Source organism: Nonomuraea dietziae, from assembly GCF_014195505.1.
Taxonomy (GTDB): domain Bacteria; phylum Actinomycetota; class Actinomycetes; order Streptosporangiales; family Streptosporangiaceae; genus Nonomuraea; species Nonomuraea roseola.
The window spans coordinates 270,210-282,794 of sequence record NZ_JACIBV010000003.1 but is presented as its reverse complement, the minus strand read 5'-3'; the positions used below and the strand labels follow the sequence as shown (position 1 = coordinate 282,794).

At 67.3% G+C, this 12,585-nt stretch carries 6 protein-coding genes; 1 reads left to right on the top strand and 5 read right to left on the bottom strand.

Features of this window, described 5'->3' with window-relative positions:
• Window positions 1-94: 94 nt before the first annotated feature.
• Complete coding sequence (locus FHR33_RS48290) at window positions 95-1,051, bottom strand: NAD-dependent epimerase/dehydratase family protein (protein WP_183662904.1); 957 nt, start codon at window positions 1,049-1,051, stop codon at window positions 95-97.
• Between the two features lie 380 nt (window positions 1,052-1,431).
• Between FHR33_RS48290 and FHR33_RS49580 the strand changes: the two genes are divergently transcribed.
• Window positions 1,432-1,869 (top strand): glycosyltransferase, encoded by a 438-nt coding sequence (locus tag FHR33_RS49580; protein WP_221242732.1) that lies wholly within the window; start codon window positions 1,432-1,434, stop codon window positions 1,867-1,869.
• A 437-nt stretch (window positions 1,870-2,306) separates the two neighbouring features.
• Here the strand turns inward: FHR33_RS49580 and FHR33_RS48280 are convergent, their stop codons facing one another.
• The 4 genes from FHR33_RS48280 to FHR33_RS48265 all read right to left on the bottom strand — a co-directional run bounded on the left by FHR33_RS48280 (window position 2,307) and on the right by FHR33_RS48265 (window position 12,438).
• Window positions 2,307-3,761: a glycoside hydrolase family 43 protein gene (locus tag FHR33_RS48280; protein WP_183662901.1), complete on the bottom strand. Its 1,455-nt coding sequence runs from the start codon at window positions 3,759-3,761 to the stop codon at window positions 2,307-2,309.
• A gap of 511 nt (window positions 3,762-4,272) precedes the next feature.
• On the bottom strand, window positions 4,273-7,446 hold the full coding sequence (locus FHR33_RS48275) for a discoidin domain-containing protein (RefSeq protein WP_183662898.1): 3,174 nt from the start codon (window positions 7,444-7,446) through the stop codon (window positions 4,273-4,275).
• A 128-nt stretch (window positions 7,447-7,574) separates the two neighbouring features.
• A complete protein-coding gene (locus tag FHR33_RS48270; RefSeq protein WP_183662896.1) occupies window positions 7,575-11,027 on the bottom strand; it encodes a DUF8189 domain-containing protein in 3,453 nt (1,150 codons plus the stop codon).
• A gap of 226 nt (window positions 11,028-11,253) precedes the next feature.
• Entirely contained in the window at window positions 11,254-12,438 is a 1,185-nt protein-coding gene (locus FHR33_RS48265; protein WP_183662894.1) for an ROK family transcriptional regulator, read from the bottom strand.
• Window positions 12,439-12,585: the final 147 nt, after the last annotated feature.

Below are 12,585 nucleotides of genomic sequence, written 5' to 3'. Positions count from 1 at the left end.
GGCTCCGCAGTTCATCGTCCGGTGTTGATCGACATGAGGGCCGAGGTGATGGTTCGCGCCTTGATAGCAGGGCGTTACGTCGAGCCGGGCCGGATCAGGAGAGCATGCGAAGCAGTTCCTTCTCCTCTACGGCCGTGAGGCCGGCACGGCTCACTGAGTGGCCGGACTCGCGCAGCCAGGCAAGGGTGTCGAGGACTGTATCGGCGAGCGGGCGAATGTGCAGGCCTGCCGCCAGCGTGGCGGAGGTGTCGCGGGCCATGAAACCAGCGTATTCCGGCAACGGCAGCCACATCGGCAGTGATCGTGGCCCCATCCACGGCGCCACTTTCTGCTCGACAAGGAACTCTTGATCAGCCCAGACAAACTCGGACTGCACATTCAGGCTCTCGGCGATCTCCGTGAGAAGTTTGCCCCTGCCGAAGGGCATGCAGATCGCGTCGTACGGCCCGGTCAGCCCTCGCTCCGCCGCATCGAGCACCCAGCTGGCCAGATCTCGTACGTCGACGAGTTGAACGAGATCGTCAGGAGACCCTGGCACGAGCACAAGCCCGCCACGGGTGAGCCGGTCGACCCAGTAGGCGAACCGGTCGAACGGGTCTTCCGGACCCACGATCAGCCCGGCACGCGCCAGGAGAGCTCCGTCACCGACGATCTGCTCGCACGCTACCTTGGCCGGGCCGTAGTTCGCCGGATCGGTCTCATCGGCATCGGCTGCCAGCGGCTCATGTAGAGCCTGGCCGGTCTGGCTTGGATCGGCGTAGACGTTGCCCGATGACACCAGCGTCCAGTGCCCGACGCGCCCCGCGAGTTCCGCAACGGCCCGCCGAACCAGGCTCGGATGCCTGGCGACGTCAATAACGAGGTCGAACTCCCCCTTCACCGGAGCCAGCCCACCGTCCTCGCTGCGGTCAACCCTGACGAACTCGACATCCGCCGGCGGATCGCCCGCCAGCCCACGGGCCGCGCACACCACCTCATGCCCGCGATCGCGCGCCTGCCGGGCGATCTCTCTGGACAGGAACCTCGTACCACCTAAAACCAATGTTCGCATCTGCCCATTTTTGACCATGCGGCGTGGTCGACTTCATCAGTTCACTCCCAGCGCAATACCGGCCATTGCCGAGCAGCACGGGTGAGCCCATTACGTAGAGGGAGCGAAAGGCGCAACACCCATTGGAGCTCTATTTCTGCCAATACCGGGTGATTCCTGCCACCTAATACAATTTCGAGTCGTGCTGGTTTCCGCGCCACCACTCAAAAGACAGAATCGCGATATCGGCATGCCGCGCGGATCGCCGCCTGGGTCGCCGCCACGTACACCCCGACGACCGTGGGCGGCGTCACCGTCTACGACCTGACCGGCTGAGACCTCACAGCCCGCCCACAGCATCGCCACGTCCCACGGAAAGACCGACCACGGAACGTGATCGCATGAGCATCTCAGCACTCGGCGCCCACGGCATGGCCGGGACGCCCGCGCCGCCCGCGCCCGTACTCGACGTCGTCGTCCCGGTCCACAACGAGGAGATCGACCTGGAGCCATGCGTCCGCAGACTGCACGAGCACCTGCGGCACGACTTCCCGTACGCCTTCCGCATCACCGTCGCCGACAACGCCAGCACCGACGCCACGCCGCGCATCGCCGCCCGGCTGGCCGCCGAGCTGCCCGAGGTCAGCTCGGTCCGGCTGGCCGCCAAGGGCCGGGGGCCGGGCGCTGAACACGGCGGGCGGGGCGCATACTGCGACCGTTCCTCGACGATGAGCAGCATCTTCAAGAGCTGTTGTACAGCAGCGACATCGACGAATCACGCCCGACCGATGCCTCGTGGCTGGTGGAGCTCGACGACACCGGCGAAAGCTGACACGTAGTTCCGCCACGGATAGTGACGGAACTACTGACAACTCGCGCCGTCCCCACTGTCAGCTGGTGTCGTCTCCCACTGACATCTCGTGACGCTCAACAGCGGTTGTTTGTCCGTTGCCCCCCTGTCACACTAGCCTTCAAGATCATCTTACGCGCCCTAGCCGCCTCTGCCGACCTGCTGGGAGGCCATCTGCGGAGGCAACGTCGTGCTCTTCCGGCCCCTGGACGCTGCGCAGCAGCCCCGCACCGGCCTGCCCCAGAGCAGGGTGAAGAGCCCGCGATCCGGCTTGCGCAGAAGATGGCCGAGTGATCAACCGGACGCCACACAGGTCGGCCTTCGTGGCGCGCCATGCCGACGGGACGGCACGCCGTGCCCGCCTCGGCAGTTCATCTACGCGCCACTTCGCCCGCCTGGGTGCCAGCGGCCCCGCCCCGAGGCGCTTCAGCCGTACACCTCGATGCGGTCGAGACTGATCACCGTGCTGCCGGAGGCAGGGTTCCGGGCACCAGTCACCCGGATGCGCAGTGTATGCGGCCCCGCCGGGAGGACCGGGCTCAGGTAATTGAGTTCCTCGCCGACGCGGATGCCGCTGTAATAGTCCAGGTACTGCTCAGCGCTGCCGTCGATGGATATCGCGGCGATGCCGTTGCCCCAGTCGCGCACGCTGAGCAGAGCCACCTGTGTGCCGGTGAAGCGGATCGTCGCAGTCGCGCCCGCCCGGCCAGTCCAATGATCATTGCCCTGGAAGCACTGATTCCCGCAGCCTGACCCTGACTGCCATGTCGCGCTGTACTGAACCTGATTCTGGCCGGTGCCCAGATCGAAGTCGTTGATCGCGGCCGTGGGCGCGCCCGGATCGCCTGAGGGCAGCTGCTGGGTGGTCCCGAGGGGCAGGGGCCGGCCGAAGTTCGGGGTGCCGTCGGGGTTCCAGCTGAACTTCTGCGCTCGGGTCGTACGGAAGGAGTAGGTGTAGGCGCTGGTGTTCTTGCCGTGGTAGGCGATCCAGTCCTCAGTGCCGTCAGGTGAGCGGAAGAAGGAGTGATGGCCCGGGCCCCACACGCCGGCCGCGTCGTCGCGCCAGAACACCGGCCCGGGGTGCTGCACCCAGCTGGCGGCTACCATCGGGTCGGCCCCGTAGGCGATGCTCGTCACCCACAGCTGGTAGTCGGGCTTGGCGGTGTCACAGGTGGAGTAGGTCAGGAAGGTCCTGCCGTTGCGGTAGAGCGGTGTGGGGCCCTCCCGCACCTCGCTGCAGCCGCCGTCGGCGGGGATCGCCGTCCGCTCTCCCGTCACCGTCCAGGGATTGCTCATCCGGGCGATGTAGAGCTGCGCCGGTCCACCCTGGCCCCGTCCCGGCCCGCTCCAGACGAAGTAGGACTGGCCGTTGTGGGTGATCGGCTCACCGTCGATGGCGTACTCACCGAAGTCGGCGATCTTTGCCTTGAAGGTGTATGGACCCATCGGGCCGTTCCCGACCGACTCCAGCACATACATCCGGTGGTTGGCGTCCACGCCGTCGGAGGCGGTGTAGTAGATGTACCAGCGCGAGCCGACCTGCCGGAAGGCGGGCGCCCACATCTGGATGTTGCGCGACGGGTCGTTATCCTGCCAGGCCACGTGCTCGGGCGCGGCCAGCAGCGTGGCCAGGCTGTGCGACCTCCAGATGCCGATCCGGTCCCCGCGGGTGGTGGCCAGGTAGTAAGAGCCCTCGTGGTAGAGCAGGCTGGGGTCGGCGCTGGGGTTCAGCGGGTTGCGGAAGGTCTGGGCGACGGCCGGGGCAGGCAGGCCGTGCCGCTCCGCGGCGGCAGCGGGCGGGACGGACAGGGAAGACAGGAGCAGGCAGAGGGCCGCCCAGGCCGCCCCTGTTCGGGATAAGAGGCCCATGATGATCCTCATGACTTCTGGGAGTGAGCCATCCGGCAGACTCCGTAGTGGGTAGTGGTCGTCGGCAGGGGAGCACTTTGGTCCTGGACATCGAGTCCTGCAGAAGTCGTGCCCCTGTCGGCAGGGCGGAAGAGTGGGTCGCTGATGGGAAGTCGTGCCCGCCCCGCATGCAGCGCGATCACCCGGCCTTCGGCAAGAAGAAGACCGCCCTGGCCCGCTAAGTGCGCAACGACCGGCTCATCGTCGCCCTGATCACCTAGGCCGACCGTGGTCCGCGTCTCGCCCGGCGGCTGCGCCCACTACGACAAACAGCGGGCCCGTGGCACCGGCTAGCCCGCCCTGCGCCAGGTCGCCCACCCGCTCGTGGGCATCCTGCACGGCTTCCGCAAGACTGACACGCTCTACGATTGAGCAGCCGCTTGGTTGGGACAGGCGAACGATGTCTTTCTGCTTCGCGCAGGGGTGTCCAGCGGTGTCCGGCCGGGAGCGCGGGCCGCCGCCCACGTCCCCGGCCGGACGGTCTTCAGCGGACTTCCAGCTCGGCGAGCTGTAGCCGCTGGTCGCCGACTGGGTCAGTGGAGAGTTTCGTCGCGGCTATCCGCACGTAGCGCGCGGTGCGCGGAGTGAAGGACAACGTTTCGCCGGTTATTCCGGGACGCGTCTGGCCCGTCTTGGTCACCACGGTGGTCCAGGTGGCATTGTCGTCCGACACTTGCAGGGTGTAGTCGACCGGGAAGCTCGCCCCCAGTGCCTCTCCGTCAGTGCGCGGGCGTAGGACCACCGAGCTGAAGCGCGTGGGTCCGGCGAGGTCCACGGTGGCGTTCGCCGTGGATGTTCCGTGGCTGCTCCACCCCATGGAGTAGCCCTGCGCCGAGCGGGTCTGCCCATCGGTGAGGGCGGTCCGTGACCATCCGTCACCTTCGTAGGAACTGCTCGCGGTGACGGCCCGGCCTGCGGCCAGATTGCCGCCCGCCACCTCGATCTCGGCGAATTGCATCCGGTAGTGGTTGTTCGGGTCGCGGTTCAGCTTGGTTCCCTCGACCTTCACGTAGCGCACATCGATCGTCGGGAATGGGAACGTCTGCGCGCCCGCGCCAGGCGTGGTGAAGCCGGTGCGCGTGGCCACGGTCGTCCAGTTGGATCTGTCGGTCGACACTTGGATGGTGAAGTCGACCGGGAAGCCCCGCCCGACGTTGCCGGCGTCGGCGCGCGGGTACAGGTCCACCCGGCTGATCGGCTTGGCGGAGCCCAGGTCCACGGTGATCGACTCGGTGTGGTTGGTGGTCAGGTCGGCGTGGCTGCTCCAGCCCATCCTGCCCGCGACCGAACCGCGCTCGCCGTCGACGGCGCCGTGGGGGCTCCAGCCGTCGCCCTCGTACGAACTGCTCGCGGTGATCGAGCGGCCTTCCGCCGGGTTGGTCTCCGGGTTGATCTTGACGTTGTCGAAACGAGCGGCCGCACCTCCGGTGATCAAGGCGATGTCGCCGGCCTGGTAGGCCTTGTCGGTCACGGTCAGCAGCGGGGCGGCGTTCGCGCCCGCATAGACGGTGATGGTGTCTCCTCTGGCGACAACGCGCAGCCTGGAGCCCTGCCCGGGGACGTAGCCCGGGACGTTGGCCCTGGCCAGCGTGGTCTCGCTGCGGACGATGAACACCTCGCCGTTGTTGCGTTGGGCGACGAGGTAGCCGGTGTCCATCTCGGTGCCGCTGAGGTTGCGGACCATCAACCCTGCCCAGTTCGTCTGGCCTCCGGTGTTGCTCACGCCGGTGATCCTGAGGTCGGCAGAGGCCGCGACGTCACGGTAGGCGCGGCCCTTGAGGTTCACGACGGCCTTATCCCAGCCGGCGCCGACCTGAGGCTGCACGAACTCTCCGCCGGTGACCGACCAGGAGCTCTCCTGCTGACCGCTCGCGCGATTGATCGGGACGAGCCAGTTCCTGGCGGAGGAGGCGTCGGAAAAGTCGTCGGCGTACGGGAACCGCGGCTCGGCGTCCGCCGAAACGAGCGCGTCCAGGATCTGCTTGTGCCGCTCGGTCACCGCCTGGCCCGACCGTTCGAAGGTCGCGATATCGGTGACCACCGTGTCGGCGATCGCCCGCGCCGTCACGGGCTTGTCGGCCGCGAGCTGGTTGAGCAGCTCGTAATCCTCCACACCGTCGAGCTGGGTCTCGCTGCGCACGCTGTCGTAGACGTCATAGCGCGCCTTGTCGGGCCGGACGATGTAGCTGTCGCCGGTTTGGGGGCCGTCGAAGGTGTCGTAACCGCGGAAGATGTCGTCGGGCTTGTATGCCCAGTAGTTCCAGCCCCAGTGCTGGAAGCCCTTGCCACCGATCTTCCAGACCAGCCAGGGCAGCAGCCGTGACTTGGCCAGGTGCATGCCGATGAGCCGGTTCACCTGGTAGTCCTGCGGCACGATGCAGACGTAGAGCCACAGTTCTTTGCCCTTGAGTCGCTGGTCCTGCCAGTAGCCGGTGTGGTCTTCGTAGTTGTCGGTGTACGGCGTGAAGGTGGTGATGTTCTCGGCCGCGCCCGGGAGGAACGTATAGCCGTGGGCCTCGTTGGTCAGCGGGTCGGGGAAGTAGGTGGTGTAGATGTCGTAGAACCACGTGGCGGCGGTGACCTGAGCCGCCTCGGTCGGTTCGTCGAGCGCGCTCATGTAGAACTTGTCGGTCCAGCCCTTGGCGTCCAGATGGGCCTTCAGTGCGGGAAAGAGTTTGTTGAGGTAGGCGGTGGTCTCGGGAGTGTTCGGGTCGACCAGTACTTTTTGCGGCTTGCCGTCGGGTCCTCGCTTGAGCATCTCCAGTTGCGGGCGCTTGCCGCCCACGTCTTTGTTGGGGTGCGGCTCCAGGAGGGTTGGCGTGTAGATGTACTGCATGGCGCCGGCGTCCTCGAACAGCTTTACGAACCGGTCGAACGTCGCCCAGCCGAAGCTGTAGTTGCCCGCCGCGTCGATTGTGGTGTTGGGGATCAGCAGCGCCTGGAAGTCGGTGTAGATGACGTTGTTGCGGTGCTTGGCCTGGTTCCTCGCGAGGGATGCGATGACTTTCCACCAGTTGGGGCTGTAGGCCGCGGCGTCGGCGTACTGTTCGGGGATCGCCAGCTCCGCGCCCTTGTAATCCCATCCGACCGAGGCGAACCAGTTGTTCTGCTTGAATGTCGACTGGTTGGCCGGCGGCACGGTCACCGCGTAGACCCGCACCGAGACCGGGATGATCACGTCGCCGCCGCTGCTCTTGACGGTCACCGAGCCGGTGTAGACGCCGGCGGGCTGCCCTGCGGGGACGTGAACGCTGTAGTGGTAGGCCTGGGCGTAGTTCGCGTCCACCGAGATCGGCGTGTTGTCGACGAGAGCGTCGTAGAAGGAGGTTCCGCCGGCGGGCGGCACCTCGTACTCCTTGAGCCAGATGCTATCGCCGTGCATGACCACGTTCGGATGGTTGTACTGCCGTCTGACGGTGATCTCGCTCGTCGGGATGCTGGCGCTGCCGGGCCCGCTCAGCGCGGTGGCGCTTAAGGAGACGCCGGTTGCGGCCGTGGACGGCCGGTACAGGATCTGCGCTGCCTCGTACTCGCCTCGGGCCGCGTACAGGGCGATCGCGGTCGCGGGATGCGCGGGCGGGGTGCTGGTGGAGAAGGCGTGGTCGGCGGAGTTCTGCACCCACGCGACGGGCACGGCGGCCTGCACGGTGGCGGGCAACAGTGGGATGAGCAGACAGGCCAAGCCCGCTAGGGCTGTGAAACGTTTCAACGATGGGATGCCCATGGTTCCTTCCCTGGCTTTGGAGGCTTGGCGTCGCGCTTCCGGAGAGAGGCTGCGGTTTGAGGTCAGGTGGCGATGCCGCTGCCGAGTTCGGCGGCGTGCCAGGGGCCGAGTCCGGGTGCGTCCTGCCAGGCGTGCCGGAGCGTGCCGGCGGCCGTCCGGGCGAAGTAGTGCACTCTGCCGGTGATGTCCTGGGCAGCCGCTCCATCGCCGACCACGGTGATCGGCGAGCCCGACGTCCGGATGATCGTGGCGTCCCAGGGCCCCTCGTCGGGGTAGCGCTGCCAGCTGTGGAACACCCGGCCGTCGGCCGTCCTGGCGAAGTACACCAGGCGGCCGCTGGGGTCCAGCGTCAGGGCAGGATCTCCGGCGATCGTGACGGTGACGTGGGTGCCGCCGTCGTCGACGTTCGTCGTCAGCGGCAGGAAGTCCCAGCGCCACGGGCCGTTGCCGGGGGTCGACTGCCAGCCGTGCACCATCCGGCCACTCGTATCGCGGGCATGGAAGGTGAGACGTCCCGAGATGGTCTGCGAAACGGCGGGCCTGCCGGTGATGACGGCCGCCGCGCCGGTCCCGTTCTGGTGGAGGAAGTCGCTGTTCCACTGCGCACTGCCGGGGGTCAGCTGCCATCCGTGCAGGAGTTGCCCGCCGATGCCCTGCGCGAAGAACGTCAGTTTGCCGCTCGGATCTTGGATGAGCGCGGGATCGCCGGCGACCCTGACCCGGCTGCCGTCGCGGGTGCTGGTGAGGTACGTCGCCCGCCACGTCTCGCTGCCGGGGGCGTCCTGCTGACCGAGGATGAGGAAGCCGTCCGTCGTGCGGGAGCAGTAGGTGAGCCGTCCGTTGACGTCCAGCGCGGCGGCCGGGTGTCCCATGAGACTCGGCCGGGTTCCGTTATCGGGTGTGAGGTCGAGCAGCCAGCGCCGCCAGGTCCCTGTCGGCGTCTGCTCGCGGCTCCACTGGAGGGGCTGGCCGACACCGGTGGTGGCGATCAGGTTCAGCCGGGCACCCGGGTCGACGGCCGAAGCCACCGTGCCGGCCACGGGTCCGCGCAGTCCCTCGTCGGCGGCGTTGGTGAACTCCCAGCCGGCCGGATCGGCTCCCGTCTGCCGGGCCATCGCGATGCCGCCGTCGGATCTGGCCACGTGCAGTGTCAGCCGCCGTCGGCCGTCCTGTCGTAGCCAGGTGCCGGGCGATGGGAGGCCGGTGCGGCTTCGGGTGAAGCGCACGTTGTCCACGTACAAGGTGAGCGGCTGGGCACGACGGGGTGCCCGCAGCTCCATCGAGGTGATCTCGGCCAGGTTGTTCGGCAGGTTGGTGAGCGGTACGCGCACCGCGTGCCGCTCACGCGGCGACAGGTAGAAGGGGTTGTCTCCCCCGAAGTGGACCGGGTCATAGAAGTTGAGGTGCATGACTACGAGGTCGTCGCTGTCGTTGTAGACGTCCATCTCCACCGCCTCCAACGTCGACCAGTCGTTGCGGCCGATGGACCATTCGGGGTGGTCGGCGTGACGGGTGTAGAAGAACGCGCCGGCGTTGTCGACGTTCGCGGCGAACACCATTTTCGCCGACGAGCGGCCCGCTGTGGCGTGCTGGTCGGAGCGGGTGATGCTCACGTTGGTCGGCTTGACGCGGCCGACGTCGACGTCGGACTCGAAGCTGTTGATGATGATTTCGTGAGGGGTGGCGACCGGGCCTACCTGGATGGTGCGGCTGAACCGGCTGGTGACGCCGTTGGCTGTCACCGCCAACGACACGTCCCTCCTGCCCTGGGGGAGGCCGAGGATCAGCTCATAGGTGTCGGAGATGGCGTTGCCGCCGGCCCGGGTTCGTGTGACGCCGTCGATGCTGAGAGTGGCGCCCCGTGCGGTGTGCACGGTGACGGGGACGTGGTGCGCCGTGGGCCTGCCGATGTGGACGAGTGCTGGCGCGGCGCCGTGCAGCTGGGCGACCTCGGCGCCGACCTGTGCCCGGATGCGGTCGAACAGAGCGGGATCGTCCTGGTAGGGCTCCAGCCACTCGTGCAGGACGTCGTGGTAGGAGTGCAAGGCGCTCTTGGCGTCGAAGGCGACGTTCCACTCCTGCGCGATGGCGACGGCGCGCTTCTCGTAGCGGACGAGATACTCGGCGTCCTCGAAGCCTTCCCTGAGCCCGTGCAGGCGGATCGAGCCGACAGGTCCGTTGACGCCCACCTGCTTGCCCGGGTAGAGGAAAAAGCCGTCACCGGAGAAGTCCCAGAGCGGGTTGGGGTTGGTCCAGCGGTCCTGCCAGTTCTGGCTGGAGCGGTAGTAGGTGGTGCCGTCGTAGGTGCCGAACACCGTGGTCGACCAGAAGAGGTAGCCCTCGATGCCCATGTACTGCTGGATCCAGGGTAGAAGGCGGGTGCCCACGAGACTGTCGTGGATGAACACGCTCGGCGTCGGATAATTGTGGCCCCAGGCGGTGTACCACCAGACCAGATCGCCTCGGGACCGTAGGGCCTGGACGACGTTGGGCAGTTCGGGTTTCGGAGCGGTGACGACGAACGCCCAGGCTCGGACGAAGTCGAGCAGGTCCTGCCGGGGCGGCCCGGTGAGGGTCAGTACGTGGGGCACGTCGGGGGCGATGGTGTCGACCAACGTGAAGAGGTTCTTGACGTTCTGGTAGTGCTGGTCATTCATCGGCTCGTCGGCGTAGTAGAAGAATCCGCGCTCGAGCAGTCCCTTGGCCCGCAGCCCTGCCACGACCTCTCGCAGTTTGGAGGTGTCGGTCTGGAAGCCGCGATCGTTGTCGCCTGTGGTGTAAAGCGGGATGCGGTACTTGCGGATGCGCGGGTCGGCCAGGTGCTCCTCGGCGTGCGCCAGGAACACCGCCGGGCTGGGGTCCGGTCCGGGGCCTGGGGGGTAGCCGGGCACGGGCGGGCCCGGGTTGCCGCGGACGGGAATGTCGGCGCCCGCCAGGCGGAAGCCGGTCTGGAAGTCCCAGTACGCGCGCATCATCTGGTCGTAGGCCGCAGTGCCCCAGGTCAGGCCGTGTGCGGCGCCGACCTGGGGGTACCAGATGGCGCACGAGGTGTCGAAGCTGGGTGCGTCGGGCACTTCGAAGTTCCACACGTCCACGCTGAGCGGGATCGTGAAGGGGGCGTCGCCGCCTGTCAGCGTGATGGTGCCGGAGTAGACGCCGGGTGCCTGCCCTTTGGGGATCTTGACGGTGAACCATAAGGCGGCGTTCTGCGAGGCGGTCACGGTGATCGTCGCGCCAGGGGTGATCGGCACGAGTGCGTCGGGATACCAGCCGGCGGTGTACTTCGGATTGTCCTCAGAACGAGGTACCTCGACGTAGCGCTGCTCGTAGAAGGTGATCAGCGAGTTGGGAACCGTGGCGCCGCCAGGTCCGCTTAACGACGTGCTAGACACGCCGATCTGGACGCTGCCCGTAGCGGTGCGCACGATGATCTGGCCGGACTCGTACTCGTTACGCGCCGCCTGTAAGGAGATCCGGGTGGCGCGTTCGGCCGGGATCGCCCGGTCACGGCGCACCTTGTCAGTGGACGAAGGTAGCCAGACGGTCAGAGCGGCCATCGCTGCCCGAGCGGAACGAGAGGGCAGGAGAGGGAGGGTGACACTTGCGGCGAGTCCGGCCACGAGCTGTCGGCGAGTGGGGTGGTTAGGGGGTGAAGAACGTTCAAGCGAACCGGACATTCCGGCCCCTCTCGTACGCTTTATTGAGGGAGTCCTTACATTAAGCTCCGCAGTCAGAAGGGCGTCAAGCGTCAGATGCGGCTGAGAATGCTTCAGGTCGACGCAGTGGCCCCAGAGGCCCGCCGTGCTCGTTGAGGATCGCGGCGTCGAGGTGCTGCAGGGCCAGGCACACGGCCCCGAGGGCGGCGGAATCGGCCCCGAGGCTGGAACTGCGCAGTTCGGGAGTGCGCAGACACAACAGGTCCAGTTCGCTGCTCAGTAGTGGCAACAGCAGGCCGGCATGCTTGGACATGGAGCCGCCGAGCACGATGACTTCCGGATCGATAATCGAGGCGATGGCGGCTGCCGCGATGGCCATCTCTCGGACGTAGCGGCGCACGGCCACCAGTGCGCCCGCGTGCCCCTCAGCGGCGGCGACCAGCACGTCGGCCACCGCGTCGCCGGTCGGCCCCGTGGCTGGGGAGGCGTCGCAGAACAGCAGGTATTCGATCGCCGGCTCCCATTTGAGCGCGCGGTGCATCGACAGGTCACCGGCCACGTAACCGAAGCCGCAGTGCAAGCGGCCGTCGATGAGAATGCCCAGGCCCGTGCGACGGCCGGCCTGCAGAAGAACGAGATCACGGACCCCCTGGCCGACTCCACGGCGGTGCTCGGCCAGGGCGGCGAGGCGGCTGTCGTTCTCGACCAGTGCGGGGGCGCCGAGCAGGGCCCGCAAGTGGCCGGCGAGGTCGACGCCCGCCCAATCGAGGATCGAACCTGACATGAGAATCTGGCCCTCGCGATCGACCCAGCCGGTGGTGGCGGCGACGCTCATCCATACCTGCTCTGTGGTGGCCTTGGCCTGTCGCAGGCAGTCGCTCACGGCCCTGTCGATGGTCTGCAACCGCTCCTGACGGGGCATGGCCGGGTCGCTGACACGATGCACGGTCGCCAGCACGGTGCCGTCAAGGTCGGCGAGCATGGCACGTACGTTGTGCGCGCCTATGTCGAGGCCGAGCACGTGCCCCGCGCTGGCGCGGAAGCGATAGCGGTGCGCCGGCCGCCCGCGCCCCGCGGCCACGGGCACTTTCTCCTCCAGCCAGCCATGGCCCACCAGCCCTCGGACCACCTCGCCGACCGAGGTCCTGGCAAGGCCGATGCGCTCGGCGATCTGCGCCACCCGCAGGTCACCGGACTCTCGCACGGCTGCGATCACCGCTAGTTCGTTGATGCGCCGCAACCGCCCAAGATCGGCCCCGTTGGTCACCATGTCCGCCATATTATCGAAGGACTTCTTCGGTATTGATTCCTTCTGGCCTTCCGTGCGATCCTCCTGGCAACGTCCGGCGCGCCGCTCCCCGTCTCGGCCAAGGCGAGAACGTCCATGACTTCGCCTCATGCCTCGTCGTCCATCTAC